Annotated in this window: 22 protein-coding genes; 8 read left to right on the top strand and 14 right to left on the bottom strand. The window is 68.3% G+C overall.

Annotated elements, in window-relative coordinates:
- Positions 1 to 2 precede the first annotated feature (2 nt).
- The 4 genes from JOE48_RS21810 to JOE48_RS21825 all read right to left on the bottom strand — a co-directional run bounded on the left by JOE48_RS21810 (position 3) and on the right by JOE48_RS21825 (position 2,397).
- Positions 3 to 476 carry an ExbD/TolR family protein gene (locus JOE48_RS21810; protein WP_192706724.1) on the bottom strand — a complete coding sequence of 158 codons (474 nt, stop codon included), beginning with the start codon at positions 474 to 476 and terminating at the stop codon, positions 3 to 5.
- Between the two features lie 55 nt (positions 477 to 531).
- A complete protein-coding gene (locus JOE48_RS21815) occupies positions 532 to 1,221 on the bottom strand; it encodes a MotA/TolQ/ExbB proton channel family protein (RefSeq protein ID WP_210032850.1) in 690 nt (229 codons plus the stop codon).
- A 132-nt stretch (positions 1,222 to 1,353) separates the two neighbouring features.
- Positions 1,354 to 1,830, bottom strand: a complete 477-nt coding sequence (locus JOE48_RS21820; protein WP_210032851.1) for a Tat pathway signal protein — start codon at positions 1,828 to 1,830, stop codon at positions 1,354 to 1,356.
- A gap of 75 nt (positions 1,831 to 1,905) precedes the next feature.
- Positions 1,906 to 2,397, bottom strand: a complete 492-nt coding sequence (locus tag JOE48_RS21825) for a hypothetical protein (RefSeq protein WP_210032853.1) — start codon at positions 2,395 to 2,397, stop codon at positions 1,906 to 1,908.
- A gap of 405 nt (positions 2,398 to 2,802) precedes the next feature.
- On the opposite strand from JOE48_RS21825, the gene JOE48_RS21830 reads away from it, so the two are divergent.
- Both JOE48_RS21830 and JOE48_RS21835 read left to right on the top strand, forming a co-directional pair.
- Positions 2,803 to 3,231, top strand: coding sequence for an Hsp20 family protein (locus JOE48_RS21830; RefSeq protein WP_210032855.1), 429 nt, complete (start codon positions 2,803 to 2,805; stop codon positions 3,229 to 3,231).
- A 110-nt stretch (positions 3,232 to 3,341) separates the two neighbouring features.
- On the top strand, positions 3,342 to 3,626 hold the full coding sequence (locus JOE48_RS21835) for a DUF1150 domain-containing protein (protein ID WP_210032857.1): 285 nt from the start codon (positions 3,342 to 3,344) through the stop codon (positions 3,624 to 3,626).
- Positions 3,627 to 3,657: 31 nt separating this feature from the next.
- On the opposite strand, the gene JOE48_RS21840 is transcribed toward JOE48_RS21835, so the two are convergent.
- Positions 3,658 to 4,425: a carboxylesterase gene (locus JOE48_RS21840; protein WP_210032859.1), complete on the bottom strand. Its 768-nt coding sequence runs from the start codon at positions 4,423 to 4,425 to the stop codon at positions 3,658 to 3,660.
- A gap of 143 nt (positions 4,426 to 4,568) precedes the next feature.
- Here JOE48_RS21840 and JOE48_RS21845 point away from each other — a divergent pair, with 143 nt between their 5' ends.
- Positions 4,569 to 5,819 carry a glycosyltransferase family 4 protein gene (locus JOE48_RS21845; protein WP_409518603.1) on the top strand — a complete coding sequence of 417 codons (1,251 nt, stop codon included), beginning with the start codon at positions 4,569 to 4,571 and terminating at the stop codon, positions 5,817 to 5,819.
- Positions 5,820 to 5,832: 13 nt separating this feature from the next.
- On the opposite strand, the gene JOE48_RS21850 is transcribed toward JOE48_RS21845, so the two are convergent.
- A complete protein-coding gene (locus JOE48_RS21850; protein ID WP_210032860.1) occupies positions 5,833 to 6,243 on the bottom strand; it encodes a carboxymuconolactone decarboxylase family protein in 411 nt (136 codons plus the stop codon).
- Entirely contained in the window at positions 6,182 to 6,604 is a 423-nt protein-coding gene (locus tag JOE48_RS21855) for a MerR family transcriptional regulator (protein WP_210032861.1), read from the bottom strand. The genes JOE48_RS21850 and JOE48_RS21855 overlap by 62 nt, the downstream gene beginning before the upstream one ends.
- A gap of 288 nt (positions 6,605 to 6,892) precedes the next feature.
- On the opposite strand from JOE48_RS21855, the gene infC reads away from it, so the two are divergent.
- Positions 6,893 to 7,414, top strand: coding sequence for a translation initiation factor IF-3 (infC, locus tag JOE48_RS21860; RefSeq protein WP_238194347.1), 522 nt, complete (start codon positions 6,893 to 6,895; stop codon positions 7,412 to 7,414).
- 105 nt (positions 7,415 to 7,519) lie between these two features.
- On the top strand, positions 7,520 to 8,305 hold the full coding sequence (locus tag JOE48_RS21865; RefSeq protein WP_210032862.1) for a molybdopterin-synthase adenylyltransferase MoeB: 786 nt from the start codon (positions 7,520 to 7,522) through the stop codon (positions 8,303 to 8,305).
- On the opposite strand, the gene JOE48_RS21870 is transcribed toward JOE48_RS21865, so the two are convergent.
- From JOE48_RS21870 to rpmI, 5 genes are all read right to left on the bottom strand, one after another.
- On the bottom strand, positions 8,294 to 9,175 hold the full coding sequence (locus JOE48_RS21870; protein WP_210032863.1) for a DUF1186 domain-containing protein: 882 nt from the start codon (positions 9,173 to 9,175) through the stop codon (positions 8,294 to 8,296). The two genes, JOE48_RS21865 and JOE48_RS21870, sit on opposite strands and share 12 nt — an antisense overlap.
- 10 nt (positions 9,176 to 9,185) lie before the next feature.
- Positions 9,186 to 11,606, bottom strand: a complete 2,421-nt coding sequence (gene pheT, locus JOE48_RS21875; RefSeq protein ID WP_210032868.1) for a phenylalanine--tRNA ligase subunit beta — start codon at positions 11,604 to 11,606, stop codon at positions 9,186 to 9,188.
- A 98-nt stretch (positions 11,607 to 11,704) separates the two neighbouring features.
- Positions 11,705 to 12,787, bottom strand: coding sequence for a phenylalanine--tRNA ligase subunit alpha (gene pheS, locus JOE48_RS21880; protein ID WP_210032869.1), 1,083 nt, complete (start codon positions 12,785 to 12,787; stop codon positions 11,705 to 11,707).
- A 160-nt stretch (positions 12,788 to 12,947) separates the two neighbouring features.
- Positions 12,948 to 13,325, bottom strand: a complete 378-nt coding sequence (gene rplT / locus JOE48_RS21885) for a 50S ribosomal protein L20 (protein ID WP_091778722.1) — start codon at positions 13,323 to 13,325, stop codon at positions 12,948 to 12,950.
- Positions 13,326 to 13,376: 51 nt separating this feature from the next.
- Entirely contained in the window at positions 13,377 to 13,580 is a 204-nt protein-coding gene (gene rpmI, locus JOE48_RS21890; RefSeq protein WP_007561407.1) for a 50S ribosomal protein L35, read from the bottom strand.
- Between the two features lie 601 nt (positions 13,581 to 14,181).
- Here rpmI and JOE48_RS21895 point away from each other — a divergent pair.
- The 3 genes from JOE48_RS21895 (at position 14,182) to dapE (ending at position 19,067) form a co-directional block, all read left to right on the top strand.
- Entirely contained in the window at positions 14,182 to 15,312 is a 1,131-nt protein-coding gene (locus tag JOE48_RS21895) for a glycosyltransferase family 4 protein (protein WP_210032870.1), read from the top strand.
- Positions 15,313 to 15,460: 148 nt separating this feature from the next.
- Positions 15,461 to 17,806: an amylo-alpha-1,6-glucosidase gene (locus JOE48_RS21900; RefSeq protein WP_210032872.1), complete on the top strand. Its 2,346-nt coding sequence runs from the start codon at positions 15,461 to 15,463 to the stop codon at positions 17,804 to 17,806.
- A gap of 82 nt (positions 17,807 to 17,888) precedes the next feature.
- Complete coding sequence (gene dapE / locus JOE48_RS21905; protein WP_210032873.1) at positions 17,889 to 19,067, top strand: succinyl-diaminopimelate desuccinylase; 1,179 nt, start codon at positions 17,889 to 17,891, stop codon at positions 19,065 to 19,067.
- Here the strand turns inward: dapE and truA are convergent.
- Together truA and fmt are read right to left on the bottom strand one after the other, a co-directional pair.
- Positions 19,049 to 19,810: a tRNA pseudouridine(38-40) synthase TruA gene (gene truA / locus JOE48_RS21910; protein WP_210032874.1), complete on the bottom strand. Its 762-nt coding sequence runs from the start codon at positions 19,808 to 19,810 to the stop codon at positions 19,049 to 19,051. The genes dapE and truA overlap by 19 nt on opposite strands.
- Positions 19,810 to 20,739, bottom strand: a complete 930-nt coding sequence (gene fmt / locus JOE48_RS21915) for a methionyl-tRNA formyltransferase (protein ID WP_210032875.1) — start codon at positions 20,737 to 20,739, stop codon at positions 19,810 to 19,812. The genes truA and fmt overlap by 1 nt, the downstream gene beginning before the upstream one ends.
- Between the last annotated feature and the right edge of the window lies 1 nt (position 20,740).

Raw genomic sequence — 20,740 nt, forward strand, 5'->3', positions numbered from 1 at the left:
GGTCAGCGGGCAGTCCCTGCGGGCGCGGCCGGGGCCGCGGGGGCCGCGCCGCCCGGCGATTGGGCGATCAGCGACACCTTGGTGAAGCCGGCTTGGCCGACGAGCCCCATCACTTCCATGACCTTGCCGTAGGGGACATCGCGGTCGCCGCGGACCAGGATGACCTGATCCTTGTCGGCGGCTGCCATCTCACGCAGGCGCGGCACGATGCTGTCCATCGTGAACACCTCCTTGGCGATCGACGGGTTGCCGTCCTTGTCGACGGTGACCTCCTGCGGCTTCTTCGATTGCGCCACCTTGGGCGCCGCCGTCTTCGGCAGCTGAACCGGCACGCCGGTGGTCATCAGCGGGGCGGCGACCATGAAGATGATCAGCAGGACGAGCATCACGTCGACCATCGGGGTCACGTTGATGTCGGACATCGGCGCGTCGTCGAGATCGTCGTCGTCGCTCGCGCGAATGGATCCCATCGCCATCGGGCGTCTCCGGTTCGGTTACGGTCGGCTCCTGTGGGGCAGGCGCACGAAGGGGTTACTCGGCGGCGGCGCGGTGGGCACCGGCGCGGTCGCGCGCGAGGCGGTTCCCGAGCACGGAGATGTAGGATCCGAACGTGCTCTGGACGCCGCCGATATCAGCCGACAACTTGTTGTAGGCCATCACGGCAGGGATCGCGACGACGAGGCCGATCGCGGTCGCGAACAGCGCTTCCGCGATACCCGGCGCGACGACGGCGAGCGAAGTGTCCTGGCTGCGGGCGATCGACGAGAACGAGTTCATGATGCCCCAGACGGTGCCGAACAGGCCCACGAAGGGCGCCGTCGAGCCTGAGGTGGCCAACAGGGACAACCCGGTCCGAAGTCTCTTCATCTCAAGGGTGAGCGCCCCCTTCATGGCCCGCTCGATCCGCTCGCGCCGCTCCGCGCGCGTCTCCGACGAATCCTGGTCGCGCCACGCATCGATCGCGGCCTTAACGACGTGGCCCGCGATGCCCCTGTGGTCACCGTCGAGGCTTCCACCCGAGCGCACCAGCGTCGCGAAGGCTTTCGCCTGACGCCGTGCCGCGGACAGCCGGATCACCTTCTCGAAAACGACCGTCCAGCACGCGATCGAAGCGATCACCAGAAGGATCATCACACCCTTCACGATCGGGTCGGCCTGAAGGAACAGGCCGAGGAACGAGAAGTCGTGGGCCGCCTCGATCGGGGCTTGTGTCGGGTCCATCGCGGGCTCCTGGCGTTCTGATCTCAAGCGGTCTCGTGCCGCATCCATCGCGTTGTGCGGCGAAAGCCGCTCGCCGCCCGGCGGCATGCGCTGCAGGGCGGTTTGGTCTCGTCGGCCCTCAAGCCACCCGCATCAGCGGTCGAAGGGGAGGCTGGCCTTGGTCTCCGTCTCGGTCCGTTCGAGGCAAGCCTCGCGGGCGGAATCCCCGCCGTCGCAAGCCAGGACGTCATTGAGGAGGATCCGGCCGACCTTGTTGCAGGCGATCCCGGGGAAATCGAAGATCTTGACGGTGGTCTTGCGGGGCGGAAACGGGCCGAGCTCCACGGCCACCCGCTTCTGCGCGACGCCGTCGGTGTCGAAGGCGAAGAGGTCGACCTTGTAGGATTTCAGGCCGGTCCCTTTGGCGTTGTCGATCACCATGGTGATCCGGCAGGCCTCACCGGCCGTCTCGACCTTGTTGAGCTGAAGCTTGATTGGTGCCGCCTTCTCGGACGCATCCTGAGCGAGCGCCGAAACGACGAGAAGCGCCGAGAGCGCGAAGCAGGCGGCCGTGTCGAGGGCGATGCGCCCGATACGCCGGCGATACAGGGGTATGCTCAAGGCAAGCACCGAACGGATATCCTCTTTCTCTTCAGCCAAGCCAAGCGGCACGCCGTCCGGCCCGTTTCCTTCACCAGAAGCAGCTCAATGCAGGACCGCGCCGCCGGGACGGACCGCCGGCGCGAGGCGCTGGGCCGCTGCATCGAATGGTCCGACCGACGCGCGGACCGCAGCGACGAGGCGAGGCGCTGCCTCACGCCCGGTAATCGCAGCCGCTGCCTCCTCGAGATCCGCCCAAAGCCGTCGCCGTCCTCGGTCGATCAGCTTCACCAACGCGCATTCATGCCCGGTCACGCGGCAGCAGCTCGCCGGCATGAACGACCAATCGCCATCGCGCTCAGCCCGCAGCGCCCGGATGATCGCCACCACGCAGGCGACGAAGCGGCAGCCTTCCGCAGGGCCGAGCAGCTGCTCGGCGCCGTCGAAGGCGGCGTTCCAGCAGGCCACGTCGCTGGTCATGTAGCCGGCGGCCACGAAGCGGGCCACCGACAACGCCAGGATGTCGGCCTCGTCACCGCACACGTCCGTGACGCGCCGCATCGCCGCCTGATCCGCCGGGGTCGAGGGCGCGCTCATGGGCTTCGATGCCTCGCATGGCAGGGAGTTGCGGGAGATCCGTAAGCGGCGGACCTTTATCAGCCGCGGCAGTAGCCATGAGCGCTGCCGGGATCAAGGCCCGGCGAGAAAATCAGAGCAGTTCCAAACTGTTACCGGGAAGCGTGGCCGTTTCGGATATTGCCTAAGCTTCCCAATTAGATGTGCCAAAATATCCCATTTACTTCCATCCTGGACGTTTGACGCACAAAAGGCGGGCGTCCCTTGATGGCTCGGGGGGCCTTGGCCATATCTCTGCCTTGCCGAGGCGTTCTGCCCGGCGGAGCGCTGTCCCGTGCGGGCTCCCCATCGTCGAGGTGCTCAACGTTCCCCGGGGCGCGGCAAGTCCCGGAGTGCGGAGGCTTCGCTTTCTGGATGACGGCCGCGATGACCCGATCCTCGCCCTTCGGGCACCCGTTCCTGCTTGGCTTCGATGAGATCGAGCAGGCGCTCGACCGGGTCTCCAAGGCCGCCAACGATGGCTATCCGCCCTACAACATCGAGCGTCTGCCCCGAACGGAGAGCGAGCCCGAGCGTCTGCGCATCACGCTGGCGGTGGCCGGATTCACCCGGGACCAGCTCGACGTGATGCTGGAGGAGAGCCAGCTGGTGGTCCGCGGCCGGCAGGTGGACGAGCGCGAGCGCCACTTCCTCCATCGCGGCATTGCCGCCCGCCAGTTCCAACGGACCTTTCTCCTGGCCGACGGCATGGAGGTTCTGGGGGCAGACCTCGCCAACGGCCTGCTGTCCATCGATCTGGTGCGTCCGGAGCCCGACCGCATCGTGCGGAAGATCGATATCGGCGCCCGCGGCTGAGACAGATCGACCGTCCGATTGATTGGACGTCGATCATCCCCACATCAGGCTCGATCCGCTGGTGCCGCTTGGACCGGCGGTGGACGCTCTGCCACCCCAGGAGGGCATTGATGACCGATCTGAACATGTCGCCCCTGACCCCCGCCGATCTCGATCCGGCCGATTTCCAGCCGGCGGATCTCGCTGCGCTGGGCGAGGGGCATATCGCCTACGTCCGGCCGATCCGGTCCGACGAGGTGCGCCGCTTCTTCCCGCAGGCTCCGGAACTGACGCCCGGCCTGGATCTGTTCGCCCTTCTCTCGGCGAGCGGCGCGCCGATCATGCTGGCCGACTCCCGCGATGTCGTGCTGGCCAACGCGTTCGCGCACGACCTGCAGCCTGTCAGCCTCCACTGACCCGAACACAGGGCCCATCCAAGGGTCCGGATCAGCCGATTTCGGCCACCGCCGCGATGAGCCGCGCTATGTCTTGCGGCCGCGACAGGCGGTGGTCGCCGTCGGCGATCAGGGTGGCGACGGTGCCTTCCGCCGGCAGCCGCCCAAGGATCTTGAGGGCGTGCTTATAGGGCACATCGGTGTCGCGCATGCCCTGGAGGATGTGGACCGGGCAGGCGGGATCGAACTGGCGGTCGAGCAGGCACTTCTCGCGCCCATCCTCGATGAGCTTCAGGGTGATCGGATCCGGCTCCGGCGCATAGTCGCTCGGCCGGCGGAGGACGCCGTCCCGCAGGAGCATCTTGCGGGCGTCCTCGCTCAGGCGATTCCAGATCAGGTCCTCGGTGAAGTCCAGGGCGGGCGCGATCAGGACCAGCCCGGCCGTCTTCGCGCCCTCCGCCGCGCGAGCACGTGCCGCGAGACAGGCGATCCAGCCGCCCATCGACGAGCCGACCAGGATCGGCGGCGCGTCGACCTGTGCGGCGAGCACAGCCTGCGCGTCTTCGAGCCACGACGAGATCGTGCAATCCGCGAAGGTGCCGCTGGACGCCCCGTGGGCGGCATAGTCGAATCGGACCAGCTTGCGCCCCGCCTGGTTGGCCCAATCATCGAGGGCTGTCGCCTTCGTGGCGCTCATGTCCGAACGAAATCCGCCCAGCCACACGACCGGCGGCCCCGCGCCGTCGCGCACGCGGACCGCGATGCGGCGCACGGCGCTGCCGGTACCGACCATGATGAATGCGGGGCTTGGATCGCTCATCGTATTCTCCGATAACTCCGTCTGGGATCGGACGAAGTCCTTCCCTGACCGAGTCGATTTCAATTTCCGTTTACCGGACCGTAAAGCGCGGCGTTGATGCTGGAGCAATGGCAGCGAGCATTTGGCAGATACCGGCCGGGGGCATGCGCGTCCTCGCCGAGGGACCGCGAATGGGCGACGAGCGCCGCGGTCTGTCGGGCTTCCCGACGGAGATCGGCGTCCTGGCCGGAGCGCGGATCCTGCAGATCATCCCCGAACTCGACGCCGGCGGCGCGGAGCGGACAACCGTCGACGTCGCGGCTGCCCTGGCGGCCGTCAGCGCCCGCCCCCTGGTCGCGACCGAGGGCGGGCGGCTGGTCGGAGAGCTGCAGGCGAAGGGCGGGCACTGGCACCCGTTCCCCGCGGCGTCGAAGAACCCGGTCCTGATGGCCGTGAACGTCCTGCGGCTCATGGCGCTCTGCCGCCGGGAGCGCGTGCAGATCATCCATGCGCGCTCCCGGGCTCCGGCTTGGGTCGCCCTCGGTGCCGCGCGTCGGCTCGGACTGCCCTTCGTCACCACCTTTCACGGCAGCTATTCCGGCCGCACCAGCGTGAAGGTGCTGTACAACTCAGTCATGGCTCGTGGCGACGTGGTGATCGCCAATTCGCACTACACGGCGTCGCTGATCAATCGCCTTCACGCCGAGCAGGCCGGCGATCGCGTCCGGGTCATCCATCGCGGAACGGACCTGTCCACCTTCAATCCGGTGGCCGTCGGCACGGCCCGGGTCGAAGCCCTGCGCCGCGCCTGGAACGTGGCACCGCACGAGCGGGTGATTCTTCTGGCGGCCCGATTGACAGCCTGGAAGGGGCATCGCGTCCTGATCGAGGCGGTGGCGCAAATGCGCGACCGGGGCGTTCCGGATATCGCGGTCGTGCTGGCCGGCGACCCGCAGGGCCGCGCCGCCTACGAGCGCGAGCTTGATGCGCTGATCGCGGCACGGAACCTGGGCGGCGTTGTCCGCAGGGTCGGCCATTGCACCGACATGCCGGCGGCTTACCGGGCTGCCTCGGTGGTTGCTGTGCCATCCGTCGAGCCCGAAGCCTTCGGGCGCTCCGCCGTCGAAGCGCAGGCGCTCGGCGCGCCGGTGGTCGTCTCGGATCTCGGCGCCGTCCCGGAAACGGTTCTAGCCCCGCCAGACGTACCCGCCGGTCAGCGCACCGGCTGGCGCGTACCCCCCGGAGACGCCGCCGCGCTGGCGGCGGCGCTCACGGAAGCCCTATCGCTCGGCGCCAGCGCCCGCGACGCGCTCGCGCGCAGGGGCCGCGCGCATGTCGAGGCCAACTTCTCTCTTGAGCGGATGGCGGGTGACACGCTCGCGGTCTACGCGGAACTGCTGGCGCGCGACCGGTAGGCGACGCGTCGGCTCAGGCTGTCTCCGCTGGCTTTGGATGTCGTGCGAACACCTCTTTCGCGGCGAACAGCCCGTTCAATGCCGCCGGGAACCCGGCGTAGACGGCCATCTGCATCAGGATCTCGGTAATTTTGGTCCGGGTCAGGCCGACGTTGAGACCGGCCGCGATATGCACCTTAAGTTGTGGCGCCGCGTTGCCGAGTGCGGCGAGGGCCGCGATCGTCGCGATCTCGCGGCTGCGGAGGTCGAGACCCGGGCGACTGTAGATGTCGCCGAACGGAAACTCGATCAAATAGCGGGCGAAGTCCGGCGCGATGTCTGCAAGGGCCGCCACGACCGCTTCCCCGGCCTCACCGTCGATGTCAGAGAGGGCCCGCTGCCCGCGATCGAACCGGCTTACGTCCGGCGTTTGCGTCTGTGTCATCGATGATCCTCTCGGGGCTGTCGCCGTAGCCGGCGATTTTCGCGTCGAGGACGAGTAGACAGCTCTGGAATTCGGCGATGGTTCGAGCCACTTGCGCGCGATGATGATCAAGCAGCCGTCGGCGTTCAGGAGCCGTCGTGGCGCCTTGAGCCCGCAAATCGGCGTAGCGCACCATCTCGCTGATCGGCATTCCGGTCGCTTTCAGGCGACCGAGGAAGGCAATCCACGTGAGGATTGAAACATCGTAATCCCGCCGCCCGGATCGGTCTCGGTCTGCGAAGGGTATCAGCCCAATACGCTCGTAGTAACGAAGCGTATGGACCGATAAGCCTGATCGCCTGGCGAGATCTCCGATCTTCATGGGTGCCTGCTCTCGTCTCGACGGCAACACGGGTACCGCTTCGAGCGCGCTCGAGGTCAAGGGCCTCGAACAGTCACGCAGCGCGGTCGCCGGTCGCGCCATCACGGCGGGTTATTATTTTGAGCGCTGCCATTGTAGGCCGTTGACTCTGGCCGCGCTTCCCCCAACGTAGTATGTCCGGACGAGACCGGAACGGCTGGCGGTCAGGCGATTCCCACGGGAGTCGTCCGGTCCGCCGTTTCGTCGTTGCAGCAGGAGACCTGAGCCATTCGTAGACCGATGAGAGCCATGCCGGCCCCGCAGAAGGACGGGCCGCGCGCCAACCGCGACATACGCGGGGTGCGGGAAGTGCAGCTGATCGACGATACCGGGCAGAACCGCGGCGTCGTCCCCTTCTTCGACGCCCTCAATCTGGCTGAGGAAGTCGGCCTCGATCTCGTGGAGATCGCGCCGAACTCCGTGCCGCCCGTCTGCAAGCTGCTCGATTACGGGCGCTTCCGCTTCAACGAGCAGAAGAAGCAGAACGAGGCGCGCAAGCGTCAGAAGACGGTCGAGGTCAAGGAGATCAAGCTCCGCCCCGGTATCGACAAGCACGATTACGACACCAAGATGAAGTCGGTGCACCGCTTCTTCGAGGAGGGCGACAAGGTCAAGGTGACCCTGCGCTTCCGCGGTCGTGAGATGGCTCACCAGGATATCGGTCTGCGCCTCCTGGAGCGCGTCAAGCATGAGACGGCCGAGATCGCCAAGGTCGAGAGCGAGCCGATGCTCGAAGGCCGGCAGATGATCATGATCCTCGCGCCGCGCTGAGCGCGGTCGGATCCAGAGTCGCGAGACCCGCGCCGCCCTCTCATGGGGGCGGCGTCGTCTTTTTCAGCGCTTCCGATCGGGGGCGCCGCGGATTATGGGCAGGCTATGGCCCTCGCTCCCGATGAGATTGAACGCTACGCCCGCCACCTCGTCCTCGCCGAAGTCGGCGGACCCGGTCAGGCCCGGATCAAGGCTGCGCGGATCCTCGTCGTCGGAGCAGGGGGGCTCGGCGCGCCGCTGATCCAGTACCTCGCCGCGGCCGGGATCGGGACGATCGGCCTCGTCGACGACGACACGGTCTCCCTGTCGAACCTTCAGCGGCAAGTGATCCACGGGACGCCGGATCTCGGCCGGCCGAAGGTCGAGAGCGCTGCCGATGCGGTGGCGCGACTCAACCCGCACGTGACCGTGGTCCGGCATCCGTTCCGGATCGAGCCGGACAACGCGGCCGACCTGATTGCTGGCTACGACCTTGTGGCCGACGGATCCGACAATTTCGCCACGCGCTACACCGTATCCGATGCCTGCTTCCATGCGCGGCGTCCGCTAGTCACGGCGGCCCTCGGTCGCTTCGACGGCACGCTGACCACGATCCGCGCGCACGAGACCGGTTCCGACGGGCTTCCGAACCCGACCTACCGCTGCCTGTTCCCGAACCCACCGCCGCCCGGCAGCGTACCCGCCTGCGCGGAGGCCGGCGTGCTGGGGGCCTTGGCCGGCGTCATGGGTTCGCTGATGGCCATGGAGGTGCTTCGCGCCGTGGCGGGCTTCGGCGAGCCGCTCGTCGGGCGCCTCTTGATGGTCGATGCCCGTTCCATGCGCTTCGAGACGCTGAGCTACGGCTGGGATCCCGAGAATCCGCTCAGCGGGACGGCCGCCTCAGCGGCCTAGCGGCTCCGGCGGCATCCACGGCCCCTCCGCCTCGACCCTGCCGAGACAGCACTTCTTGAACTTCTTGCCCGATCCGCAGGGGCAGGGATCGTTCCGGCCGACATCCTTGAGCGGGTTGCGCTGCGGCTCGCCCGCACCCTCGACGGTCCAGTCGAGCGCGTCCACCGGATCGTCGAGGTAGCCGTATTGGTACGGGCCGAGCCGATCCCGGTCATCCGGCTTGGTCTCCGCCTTGCGCAAGGCCTCCTTGAACCACGCGGCGTCGCTGACCTCGTCGGTCAGGCGTCCGTCGGCGCGGGCCGCCGCCGCCCGAGGCGCGAGATCCCGAAAGCCCAGATGGGCGATCGTCTCCTCCCAGCCGGCCCAGACCGGTGCCTCCTCGACGGCGGCCTTCGCATCGTCGAAGCGGACAAGGAGGTCGTGCATGGCGGCGCGGTCGATTCGCCCCTCCAGGGTCAGGAAGGTGCAGGCGGAGAGCAGGGCCATGCGGGCGAAATCGTCGACCGTGCTGTCGAGGATCAGGCGGAAGAGGGGGGCCGGATCGCCGTCGAACAGGCTCGCCAGGACTTTGGCCAGGGTCGCCGTGAGGGCGTCGCCGAGGAGCGCGTCGAGATCTTCCTCGTCCTGTCGCAGGAGGCGCAGGAGCGGCGCGAGCGCGCGCGCGTCCCGGGCATGCGCCATGACGTGCAAGCCCCAGAAGAGGAGGTTGGTCTGCTCCGGGGTCAGCGCGCGCCGGTCGGCCGCCGCTTCGAGCAGCGGCAGGGTCGCGTCGGCGACCGCGGCCGGATGCTTCAGAGCCTCGCGCAAAGCCGCGGTCGGCCGATGCTCGGCCGCGGCGAGGTCATCGATGAGCAGGGCAATCCGGTCCACGCGATCCTCCTCAGCTCCGGAGCGTAGAGCCCGTCTTGCGTGACACCTCGGCAACGATCCTGGCGCTCACCGCCTCGATCTCTGCGTCGGTCAGGGTCCGCTCCAGCGGCTGCAGCCGCACCGCGATCGCGACCGACTTCGAGCCCTCGGGCACGCCGGGGCCCTCATAAAGATCGAAGACGTCGACTCCGGTCACGAGCTTGCGCTCGGCGTTCTGGGCGGCCTTCACGATGTCCGCTGCCGGCACGTCGCGGCCGACCACGAAGGCGAAGTCGCGCGACAGCGGCTGCAATTCCGACAGCGCCAGAGCGGCCTTCGCTTTGGTGGGCTTGTGCTTGGGTAAGGGCAGGGCATCGAGGACGATCTCGAAGGCCACGAGGTTCCCCTTCAGGTCGAGGGCTTGAAGCGTCCGCGGATGTACCTCGCCGAACCAGCCGATCTCGGTCTTCGGACCGAAGCGCAGCGTGCCCGAGCGGCCGGGATGCAGCCAGGACGGGCCACCCGCCGTGATCTGCAGACCGCCTGTCGGGACGCCGAGGCTTCCGAGCAGGGCGAGGGCGTCCGCCTTGGCGTCGAAGGCATCAACGGTCGCGGTGGCACCATCCCAGTGCCGCCCGGCGCCGGCCAGGGTGGCGCCGCCGCGGCGGACCGCCGCCGCGCGGATGGTCTGGCCCTCCGGCTCGTCCGAGGCGAAGCACTGTCCGACCTCGAACAGGGCCGCGTCCGGATAGCCGCGATCGGCGTTGCGCTGCGCCGCACGCAGGAGACCCGGCAACAGGCTCGGCCGCATGTCCGACAGTTCGGACGCGATCGGGTTCGCCAGGACGAGGTCGGCGCCACCACCGCCGAACAGCTCGGCGTCGGCATGCGGCACGAACGACCACGTGACCGCCTCCATGAGCCCGCGGCTCGCCAGGGCGCGCTTGGCGACGCGGGTGCGCTTCTGCATCACGGTGAGCAGCGGACGGCCGATTCCGGCGAGCGGGGGCAGGGGCTTGGCCTCGATCCGGTCCAGGCCCGCGATGCGCACGACCTCCTCGACAAGGTCGGCCTTGCCCTCCACATCCGGTCGCCACGACGGCGTCAGCACCTTCACCCGGTCGCCGGTGCCGGAGACTTGGAAGCCCAACGTCTCGAGGATCAGCTTCATCTCGATGTGCGGGACTTCGAGGCCGGCGAGGCGGCGGACCTCGGTCCAGGGAAACTCGATGATCCGCTCGGAGTCGGGCAGCTCACCGGCAATGTGTGCCTCGGTCGGCGTGCCGCCGCAGAGATCGGTGACCAGCCGCGTCGCCCAATCGAGGCCGGGCAGCGTGAAGGCCGGATCGACACCGCGCTCGAACCGGTAGCGCGCGTCGGTGATGATGCCGAGGCGGCGGCCGGACTGGGCGATGTTGGCCGGATCCCAGAGGGCCGACTCGATCAGCACGTCGGTGGTGCCGGCGTCGCAGCCGGACGCCTCGCCGCCCATGATGCCGGCGATGGATTCGACGCCGTTCGCGTCGGCGATCACCACCGTATCGTCGGTGAGCGCATGGGTTCGGCCGTCGAGGGCGAGCAGGCTTTCGCCCTCGCGCGCCCGCCGGATTGTCAGCTTGCCGGCGACCTTGGCGGCATCGAAGACGTGCAGCGGCCGGCCGCGGTCGAACGTGACGTAGTTTGTGATGTCGACGAGGCTGTTGATCGGGCGCAGGCCGATGGCGCGCAGCCGCGCCTGCATCCAGGCCGGCGACGGGCCGTTCCGGACGCCGCGCACCAGCCGCAGGGCGAACAGCGGGGCAAGGTGCCGGTCGGCCGGCTCGAACGCCAGCTCGACCTCGACCGGGCAGGGGCCTTCGCCGCGCACGGCCGGCAGGGTGTCGCGCTTGAGTGTGCCGATGCCGGCGGCCGCGAGGTCGCGGGCGATGCCGTGGACCGAGGTGCAGTCCGGACGGTTCGGCGTCAGGTTGATCTCGATGACCGGATCGTCGAGCCCGGCATAGAGGGCGTAGGCTTGGCCGATCGGCGCGTCGGTCGGGAGTTCCAGGATTCCGTCATGGTCATCGCCGAGACCGAGCTCGGCGCCCGAGCACAGCATGCCGCGGCTCTCGACGCCGCGGATCGTGCCCACCGACAGGGTAATGTTTTTGCCTGGCACGTAGGTGCCGGGCGGTGCGAAGACCGAGACGAGGTCGGCCCGGGCGTTCGGTGCGCCGCAGACCACCTGCACGGGCGCGCCCGCGCCGGTGTCGACGGTGCAGACCCTGAGCCGGTCGGCGTTCGGATGCTGCTCGGCCGTCAGGATCCGGGCGATCACGTAGGGCTTGAGCGCAGCAGCCTTGTCGTCGACACCCTCCACCTCCAGGCCGATCCGCGTGAGCGTCTCGGCGATGGTGTCGAGGGAAGCCTCGGTATCGAGGTGGTCCTTAAGCCAGGAGAGGGTGAATTTCATGATGGACCTTCGAGAGCCTGAGGTCGGCTCAACCGTCGGAGGAACAGGATCGCGGGGCCGTCACCGGAGCCGGACGGCCGCATGAGAGCGCATGTGGCTCAAGCGGTGAGGCCGCCCACGAGGCTCGGCACGTCGAGCGGCCGGAAGCCGTAATGGTCGAGCCAGCGGACGTCGGCCTCGAAGAACGGGCGCAGGTCCGGCATGCCGTATTTCAGCATAGCGATGCGGTCGATGCCGACGCCGAACGCGAAGCCCTGCACGGCGTCCGGGTCGAGCCCGCAATTGCGCAGCACGTTCGGATGGACCATCCCGCAGCCCAGGATCTCCAGCCAATCGTCGCCCTCGCCGAAGCGGATCTCGCCGCCCTTGCGCGAGCACTGGATGTCGACCTCCGCGGAGGGCTCCGTGAACGGGAAGAACGACGGGCGGAAGCGCATCTTCACGCCCTCGACCTCGAAAAACGCCTTGCAGAACTCCTCCAGCACCCATTTCAAGTTGGCGATATTGGCGTTCGTGTCGATCACCAGCCCCTCGACCTGATGGAACATCGGCGTGTGGGTCTGGTCGGAATCGTGCCGGTAGGTCCGGCCCGGGATGATCACCCGGATCGGTGGCGTCTGCGCCCGCATGGTCCGCACCTGCACGGGCGAGGTATGGGTCCGCAGCACCTTGCGCTTCCCGTCGCGGTCCGGAGCCAGGAAGAAGGTGTCGTGCATCTCGCGGGCGGGGTGGCCGGGCGGGAAGTTGAGGGCCGTGAAGTTCAGCTCGTCCGTCTCGATGTCCGGACCCTCGGCCACCGCGAAGCCCATGTCGGCGAAGATCGCGGTGATCTCGTCGATCACTTGGGAGATCGGGTGCATCCGGCCGCGGACCTCCGGGGCCTCGCGGACCGGCAGGGTCACGTCGACCCGCTCGGAGGCGAGGCGGGCCTCTAGCGCTGCCTCGCCGAGCTCGGTCTTGCGCGCGGTGACGGCGCCCTGGATCCGGTCCCGCAGGCCGTTGATCAACGGGCCGCGCTCCTTGCGCTCGTCCGGCGTCATCGACCCGAGCGTCTTCAGGAGATCCGAGACGCTGCCCTTCTTGCCGAGCGCGGCGACGCGAACCGCATCGAGGGCTGCCTCGTCGGACGCAGCGCTCACCTGGGCCAGGAGATCGCGTTCGAGGGTGTCGAGATCGGTCATCGCTGTCTTCGAGCAGGGTTGGCGGAGTCGGCGGCGGTCGCGGGCGTGCTCTCGCGCGTTGTGCGCCCGGGCGCAAGCGCTGGGCGCGGGGCCTCGTCAACGACGAAGGCGCGGCTCCCTGGGGAACCGCGCCTTCCGTTCGTCTCGCCTCAGGCCTGGATCAGGCGGCCTTGGCGGTGTTCTCCGGCAGCGCGGCCTTCGCCTTCTCGACGACGGCGGCAAAGCTCGCCGGCTCGTGGATCGCGAGCTCTGAAAGAGCCTTGCGGTCGACGATGATGCCGGACTTGGCCAGACCGTTGATGAAGCGCGAATAGGTCAGGCCGTGCTCGCGGACCGCCGCGTTGAGTCGCTGGATCCAGAGGGCGCGGAACGTGCGCTTCTTGTTCTTGCGATCGCGGTAGGCATACTGCATGCCCTTCTCGACCGCCTGCTTGGCGATCCGGATCGTATTCTTGCGCCGGCCGTAATAGCCCTTGGCGGCCTTCAGGACTTTCTTGTGCTTCGCGTGACTGGTCACGCCGCGTTTGACGCGGGCCATCGGTTATCTCCTGGATTCGACGAAAGACAGTGGCAACGGGTGTTGAAGGACTTACCGCGCGTTCGGCAGGAAGTACTTCTTCACGTTGGCGGCATCGCCCTCGAACAGGGTCGTGGTGCCGCGCAGGTTGCGGATCTGCTTGGTCGTCCGCTTGATCATCCCGTGGCGCTTGCCGGCCTGGGCGTACATCACCTTGCCGGTGCCGGTGATCTTGAAGCGCTTCTTCGCGCCCGATTTCGTCTTCAACTTGGGCATTTGGCTCTCCGTTGCGCGAAAGGATCTCGGACCGCCCCGCAAGGGTCGGATGAGGTTCGCGCGCTGATGCTTCTGGTGGAGCAGCACGAGCCGCCACGGCAGCCCTATCGGCCGGGCGGTTCGACGCGGGGCGGCTTATGACAGAAAGCTGACGCGGCGGCAACGGCTGGTCGTGCGCCGTGCATCCGTCGGGAAGTGAGCGCTCGCGCCGTCAGTCCGGGGCGCCCCAGGCGAGCCCGGAATCGAGAACCGCCGCCGAAGCCGTGCTGGCCGCCCGCTGCGGTTCTGAATTCCGGGCTCGCCTGCGCCGTCCCGGAATGACGTGTTCGTCCCTCCGAGTCGATCCGGTGCAACGCGTTTACAGATCGACTGCCGGCCGGGTGGTGCACGCCGTGTCGGACTGCACACCCGGGGAACAATCCGCACCCTTTTGCCCCGGCTGAGTCGGAGGAATTCGGGGACAGATGACGCGCTGCACAAAAGAAGGCGCGACAGCCCCGGGCGCCAGGAACCATAACCTTGGCCGTCCGTTTCATTCATGTCCCGCTCAGGCCGGCAGAGTTAGACTCCCCGTCAAATTCGGCCAACCAGGAGACACTTCGTGCGCATTGCCCAGATCGCTCCGTTGTCGGAGGCCGTCCCTCCGAAGTTCTACGGCGGCACCGAGCGCGTCGTCAGCTGGATTACAGAGGAGCTGGTCCGCCAGGGCCACGAAGTCACGCTGTTCGCGAGCGGTGACTCGGAGACGACTGCCAAGCTCGCGGCGTGCACGCCCGAGGGCCTGCGCCTGCTCGGCTACCGGGATCACACCGCCAGCCACCTGGCAATGCTGCATCAGGTGCACCGCCGCGCGCACGAGTTCGACATCCTGCACTTCCATATCGACCTGCTTCAGTATCCGATGTTCGAGGATCTGAACCACAAGTGCATTACCACGATGCACGGCCGCCTCGACGTGCCGGACTTTATGCCGGTCTACCGCACCTTCACGGGCATGCCGCTGGTCTCGATCTCCGACAATCAGCGCCTGCCGATGCCGCCGACCTCGAACTGGCTGGCGACGATCCACCACGGCCTGCCGGCCGAGAATTGCCCGTACTACCCGGACGCGAAGGGCGGCTACCTGGCCTTCCTCGGCCGGATCTCGCCCGAGAAGCGCCCCGACCGCGCGATTGAGATGGCGATCCGTTCCGGCACGCCCCTGAAGATCGCCGCCAAGGTCGACAAGGCCGACCAGGATTACTGGGACGAGGTCATCGAGCCAATGATCCATCACCCGCTGATCGAGTATATCGGCGAGATCAACGAGGAGCAGAAGAAGGACTTCCTCGGAAACGCCCTGGCGCTTGCCTTCCCGATCGATTGGCCGGAGCCCTTCGGCCTCGTGATGATCGAGGCGATGTCGGCTGGCACGCCGGTGATCGCGTTCCGGAACGGCTCGGTTCCGGAGGTGATCAAGGATGGCGTCGGCGGCGTTCTCTGCGAGACCATGGACGATGCCGTGGCCGCGGTCGCCAAGGTCAAGACTATGAGCCGCGCCGGCGTCCGCCGCCACTTCGAGAGCGCTTTCACCGCCGAGTGCATGGTCAGGAAGTACGTCGCCGCCTACGAGGATCTGCTCGCCCGTGGCGCCGATGTGATCAAGCTGCCGAAGTCCGGCTTCAAGCCGCAATACGGTGAGGTGAACGGCTCGGCGCGCCCGGCGATCCCGGTCGCCGCCATGCCGGCCTGAACCCCGGCATCGGGCTTGCGAAGCGGGTTCGGACCGGCCTAGCGTCTTAAAGGCGACTCATCCGTAGAGTGAACAAGGGCTGCTGCATCGAAGAGATGCGGCAGCCCTCTCGATTCGCACCTCTCACTTGTACCCGGAGATGCCCTGCATGGCGGCGGACAACACGGCAGCGGCCCACGACGCGAAGGCCCGGACCGCGGCGAGTTCCGGAAGCGTGGCGCACGGATTCCAGGACGCGGACGATGTCCTGCCGACCTATCACATCGAGGCGCAGACCTCCCTCGTGGAGCGGCCCCTGCGCTCGCTGAAATTCGGCGAGGCGTTCGGCGTCCTCGATTCCTACGGCGATATCGGCGTTCAGCCCGGCCCCGAGGGGCTCTATTTCCAGGATACGCGCTACCTGTCGCGCCTGGAGGTCATGGTGGAGGGTCAGCGCCCGCTGATGCTCTCCTCGGTAATGCAGGACGATAACGGCGCGCTCAGCGTCGACATGACGACGCCCGACATCCGCACCGACGCCCACGACGAGACCTCGATCCCCCGTGAGACGATCGCGATCGAGCGCACCAAATTCCTGTTCCGCGGCGCCTGCTACGACCGGATCGGCCTACGCTCCTACGATTCGAAGCACCGCCGCCTACGCATCGCCGTGACCTTCGACGCGGATTTCCGCGACCTGTTCGAGGTCCGCGGGACTGACCGTCAGGCGCGCGGCAAGCGCGGCGTCCTGGTGGCGAGCGACCGCGAGGTGCAGTTCCGCTACGTCGGCCTAGATGAGATCGTGCGGACCACGGCGCTGCATTTCGGCCCGAAGCCCGACCTGATCGAGCCGGGCCGCGTCGTCTTCGACGTGTCGCTGCCGCCGGAGGGGCGGACCTCCCTGTTCATCCGCGTGACCTTCGAGGCGCACCGGGCCTTCACCAAGCCGCCGGCCGACTCGATGGTCGGCGAGGATGCGGCCGCCAAGCTGACGCTCGCGGCCAATGCCGGCGGTGCCCGGCGCGAACTCAAGGAACTCGGCGAGGGCACGATCTTCGCCCGTGCCTACCGCGACTCGCGGCGCGATCTCCGCACGCTGACGGCGGGGATCACCACGATCATCTCGTCGAACGATCAGTTCAACGAGGGCCTGTGCCGGGCCACGGCCGACCTCTACATGCTGGCGACCCGCACTCCGGAGGGCATCTACCCGTTTGCCGGCATCCCCTGGTACTCCACTGTGTTCGGGCGTGATGGAATCATCACGGCGATGATGGCGCTCTGGATCGACCCGAAATTCGCCAGGGGCGTGCTACGCTACCTTGCCTCGACCCAGGCCAAGGCGGTCGATCCGGCGGCCGATGCCCAGCCCGGCAAGGTCCTCCACGAGACCCGGCGCGGCGAGATGGCGATGCTCGGCGAGGTGCCGTTCCGGCACTATTACGGCACCATCGACGGCACGCCGCTCTTCGTGATGCTGGCCTGGGAGTACTACGCGGTCACAGGCGACCTCGAGACCGTCCGGGCGATCTGGCCGGCGCTAGAACTCGCGCTGGAATGGATGGACCGCTACGGCGACCGGGACGGCGACGGATTCGTCGAGTACGCCCGCGACACCGACAAGGGCCTGGAAAATCAGGGCTGGAAGGACAGCCACGATTCGATCTTCCACACCGACGGTCAGCTCGCGAAGGGCCCGATCGCCCTGTGTGAGGTGCAGGGCTACGTCTACGCGGCGAAGAACGGCATGGCGAAGCTCGCGGCTCAGCTGGGTCACGACCCGATGGCCGAGCGCCTGACGCAGGAAGCCGCTTCCCTCCGCGAGAAGTTCGACGCGGCGTTCTGGAACGAGGAAATCGGCACCTACGCCCTGGCGCTGGACGGCGCGAAGACGCAATGCGCGGTGCGCTCGTCCAATGCCGGCCACGCCCTGTTCACCGGAATCGCCAAGCCGGAGCGGGCGGCCCGCGTCGCCGATACGCTGCTGTGCAAGGACGGCTTCAACGGCTGGGGCGTGCGCACGATCGCCAAGGGCGAGGCGCGCTACAATCCGATGTCCTACCACAACGGCTCGATCTGGCCGCACGACAACGCGCTGATCGCGATGGGTCTGGCGCGCTACGACCGCAAGCACGAGGCCGCGCGCATCTTCCAGGGGATGTTCGATACCTCGCTCTACCAGGACCAGAAGCGCCTGCCGGAGCTGTTCTGCGGTTTCATGCGCCGCAAGCAGCGCGGGCCGGTCTCGTATCCGGTGGCCTGCAGCCCGCAGGCCTGGGCGGCGGCGGCGCCGTTCGCGTTCCTGGCCGCGTGTCTCGGCCTCGAACTCGACCACGAGCGCAACCGCGTTCGGCTCAAGAACCCGATTCTCCCGGCCTTCCTCGACGGTGTGACGCTCTACAACGTCAAGCTCGGCGGTTCGCGCCTGGATCTCCGCTTCCAGCGCTACGACGACGATGTCACCGTCTCGGTACAGCGTCGCCACGGCGACGCGCAGGTGGTGGTGACCAAGTAGGGCCGGGCACACGGGAGTTCCGGGGCGGCCCGCTTCGGGGTAAGCGGGCCGCGCGGCATGTCACGCCGCCGGGGACGGGTTCATGCCGGCTGATCATCACGCGCCCGACGCGGCCCTGCGCCTCGCGCAGGCCCTGATCCGCTGCCCATCGGTGACACCGGAGGATCGTGGCGCCCTCGACGTGATCGCCGACGCGCTCCGGCCTGCCGGCTTCGCCGTCGAGCGGCCGGTCTTCTCGGAGCCTGGCTATCCCGACACGCCGAATCTCTACGCACGCATCGGACAAGAAGAGCCGTGCCTCGTCTTCGCCGGCCATACCGACGTCGTGCCGGAGGGTGAGGGTGCGTGGCGCCACGACCCCTTTGCGGGCGCGGTCGCCGACGGGATGCTGTACGGCCGGGGGGCCGCCGACATGAAGGGCGGCATCGCCTGCATGCTGGCGGCCACGCTTGCCTTCCTGGAACGGCGCGGCCCTGCTTTCGGCGGCTCCCTCGCATTCCTGATTACCGGCGACGAGGAAGGGCCCGCGGTCAACGGGACCGTGAAGCTGCTGGACTGGGCGCGAACGCGGGGCGGGCGATTCGATCATTGTGTCCTCGGAGAGCCGACCAACCCGGGGCGGCTCGGCGAGATGATCAAGATCGGGCGGCGCGGCTCGCTCACCGGCAAGCTCACCGTGCTCGGTCGCCAGGGCCATGTCGCCTATCCGCACAAGGCCGAGAACCCGATTCCGGGTCTGCTGCGCCTCGCCTCGGCGCTGGTCGCCGCGCCGCTCGATACCGGGACCGCACATTTTGACGCCTCGAATCTCGAATTCACCACCATCGACGTCGGCAACGCGGCCACCAACGTGATCCCGGCGACCGCACGGGCGACCTTCAACGTGCGCTTCAACGACGACTGGACGGCCGAGAGCCTGGGCGCCGAGATCCGTCGGCGGCTGGAGCACGCGGCCGGGAACGCGGTGCGCTTCAACCTCGACCTTCAGCCATCGAACGCGCCAGCTTTCCTGACGCGGCCGGACGGCTTCGTGACGCTCGTCTCCGAGGCGATCCGGGCCGAGACCGGCCTGACGCCGACGCTCTCGACCACGGGGGGCACGTCGGACGCGCGCTTCATCAAGGATGCCTGCCCGGTGATCGAGTTCGGCCTCGTCGGCGAGACCATGCATCAGGTCGACGAGTGCGTGGCGGTCGCCGATCTGGAGCGGCTGACGGCGATCTACGAGCGGGTACTCGAGGCCTACTTCCCCGGATCGTAGTCGACGCCCACGAACGTCAGGCCCGCGGCCGGGGCCAGCGGCCCGCAGCGGCGCTTATCACCCGAGGCCAGGATCGCGGCGACGTCGTCCGCCGAGAGGCGGCCGCAACCCGCGAGCATCAGCGTGCCGACCATCGCCCGCACCTGATGGTGCAGGAACGAGCGCGCCGCGGTCGCCACCACGATCTCGTCGTGGAGTGCCATCGGCACGCCGGTGACGTCGAGCTGCTCCAGCGTACGCATCGGGCTTTTGGCTTGGCATTCGGCGGCGCGGAAAGCCGAGAAGTCGTGGTGGCCGACGAGGCGTTGGGCGGCGTCGTGCATGCGATCCACGTCGAGCGGCCACGGCACGTGCCAGACATGGTCCCGAGTCAGCGCCGCCGGGCTGCGCCGGTTGAGGATGCGGTAGCGGTAGTGCCGGCGGATCGCCGAGTGGCGGGCGTCGAAGCTCTCCGGCACGATCTCGGCGGACAGGATCGCCACCGGCTGCGGCCGCAGATGGGCGTTCAAGGCATCTCGCACCGTGTCGGTTCGCCAGTCCTTGGCGAGGTCGAGATGGGCGACCTGATGGATCGCGTGCACGCCGGCATCGGTCCGGCCGGCGCAGGTGAGCCGGACTTCCTCGCCGGAGAAGCGCGTGACGGCCGCCTCGATCGCGCCCTGGACCGTCGGATCTTCGACCTGCCGCTGCCAGCCGCAGAACGGGCCGCCGTCGTACTCGATGACGAGCTTGTAGCGGGGCATCAGCCGAGGCGGGCGCCGGGCGTCAGGCGGGCGCCGCGCACGAACTCGGCGCCACTCGCACGGACGCCCTTCCCGGCGCGGCGCAGCTCCATGAGTCGCACGGCGCCTTCGCCGCACGCAACCGTTCCCTCGGAATCGCGCAGCGTACCCGGTGCGCCATCGCCGTCGGCGGGAGCGGCGCGCAGCACCTTCACGCGCTCGGGCCCTTTGCCAAGATCCACTTCGAAGAAGGCGCCGGGAAACGGCGACAGCCCGTTGATCCGGTTGGCGACCTCAGCCGCCGGCCGGGACCAGTCGATCCGCGCCTCGTCGTTGGTGATCTTGTGGGCGTAGACGACGCCGTCTTCCGCTTGTGGCGTGAAGGTCAGCGTGCCCGCGTCGAGCCGGGCGAGCGCTTGCGCCATAAGGTCGGCGCCGAGGGGCATCAGGGCGTCATGCAGCGCGCCCGCCGTCATGCCCGGGGCGATCGGGAGTCGGGCCTCCAGGGCCACGGGGCCGGTATCGAGGCCCGCCTCCATCCGCATCACCCCGACGCCGCTCGCGGCATCGCCGGCCATGACGGCGCGCTGGATCGGCGCCGCGCCGCGCCAGCGCGGCAGCAATGAGCCGTGCAGGTTGAGGCAGCCGTGCTTCGGCGCGTCGAGAATCGCCTGCGGCAGGAGCATCCCGTAGGCCACGACGACGGCGACGTCGGCCCGGTGCACCGCGAAGGTCTCGGCGGCTTCGGGCGTGCGCAGCGTCGCGGGCGTCAGAACCGGCACGTTGAGCGTGTCGGCGAGCGCATGAACCGGCGAAGGGCGAAGGCTCATGCCGCGGCCGGCCTTCGCGGGTGCGCGTGTATAGACCGCGACGATGTCGTGCCCGTCCTGAGCGAGCCGGGCGAGTGTCGGCACCGCGAAGTCCGGTGTGCCCATGAAGACGACGCGCATG

The sequence above is a fragment of the Methylobacterium sp. PvR107 genome (assembly GCF_017833295.1).
In the GTDB taxonomy this organism is placed as follows: Bacteria; Pseudomonadota; Alphaproteobacteria; order Rhizobiales; family Beijerinckiaceae; genus Methylobacterium.

Excerpts from the sequence above, each read along its gene's own strand:
- JOE48_RS21850 (WP_210032860.1), bottom strand. The coding sequence starts at position 6,243 with ATGACACAGACGCAAACGCCGGACGTAAGCCGGTTCGATCGCGGGCAG.
- rplT (WP_091778722.1), bottom strand. The coding sequence starts at position 13,325 with ATGGCCCGCGTCAAACGCGGCGTGACCAGTCACGCGAAGCACAAGAAA.
- JOE48_RS21825 (WP_210032853.1), bottom strand. The coding sequence starts at position 2,397 with ATGAGCGCGCCCTCGACCCCGGCGGATCAGGCGGCGATGCGGCGCGTC.
- fmt (WP_210032875.1), bottom strand. The coding sequence starts at position 20,739 with ATGCGCGTCGTCTTCATGGGCACACCGGACTTCGCGGTGCCGACACTC.
- JOE48_RS21845 (WP_409518603.1), top strand. The coding sequence starts at position 4,569 with ATGCGCGTCCTCGCCGAGGGACCGCGAATGGGCGACGAGCGCCGCGGT.
- JOE48_RS21810 (WP_192706724.1), bottom strand. The coding sequence starts at position 476 with ATGGCGATGGGATCCATTCGCGCGAGCGACGACGACGATCTCGACGAC.
- JOE48_RS21840 (WP_210032859.1), bottom strand. The coding sequence starts at position 4,425 with ATGAGCGATCCAAGCCCCGCATTCATCATGGTCGGTACCGGCAGCGCC.
- truA (WP_210032874.1), bottom strand. The coding sequence starts at position 19,810 with ATGCCCCGCTACAAGCTCGTCATCGAGTACGACGGCGGCCCGTTCTGC.
- rpmI (WP_007561407.1), bottom strand. The coding sequence starts at position 13,580 with ATGCCCAAGTTGAAGACGAAATCGGGCGCGAAGAAGCGCTTCAAGATC.
- pheT (WP_210032868.1), bottom strand. The coding sequence starts at position 11,606 with ATGAAATTCACCCTCTCCTGGCTTAAGGACCACCTCGATACCGAGGCT.
- JOE48_RS21855 (WP_210032861.1), bottom strand. The coding sequence starts at position 6,604 with ATGAAGATCGGAGATCTCGCCAGGCGATCAGGCTTATCGGTCCATACG.
- pheS (WP_210032869.1), bottom strand. The coding sequence starts at position 12,787 with ATGACCGATCTCGACACCCTCGAACGCGATCTCCTGGCCCAGGTGAGC.
- JOE48_RS21815 (WP_210032850.1), bottom strand. The coding sequence starts at position 1,221 with ATGGACCCGACACAAGCCCCGATCGAGGCGGCCCACGACTTCTCGTTC.
- JOE48_RS21865 (WP_210032862.1), top strand. The coding sequence starts at position 7,520 with ATGGCCCTCGCTCCCGATGAGATTGAACGCTACGCCCGCCACCTCGTC.
- JOE48_RS21835 (WP_210032857.1), top strand. The coding sequence starts at position 3,342 with ATGACCGATCTGAACATGTCGCCCCTGACCCCCGCCGATCTCGATCCG.
- infC (WP_238194347.1), top strand. The coding sequence starts at position 6,893 with ATGCCGGCCCCGCAGAAGGACGGGCCGCGCGCCAACCGCGACATACGC.
- JOE48_RS21830 (WP_210032855.1), top strand. The coding sequence starts at position 2,803 with ATGACCCGATCCTCGCCCTTCGGGCACCCGTTCCTGCTTGGCTTCGAT.
- dapE (WP_210032873.1), top strand. The coding sequence starts at position 17,889 with ATGCCGGCTGATCATCACGCGCCCGACGCGGCCCTGCGCCTCGCGCAG.
- JOE48_RS21900 (WP_210032872.1), top strand. The coding sequence starts at position 15,461 with ATGGCGGCGGACAACACGGCAGCGGCCCACGACGCGAAGGCCCGGACC.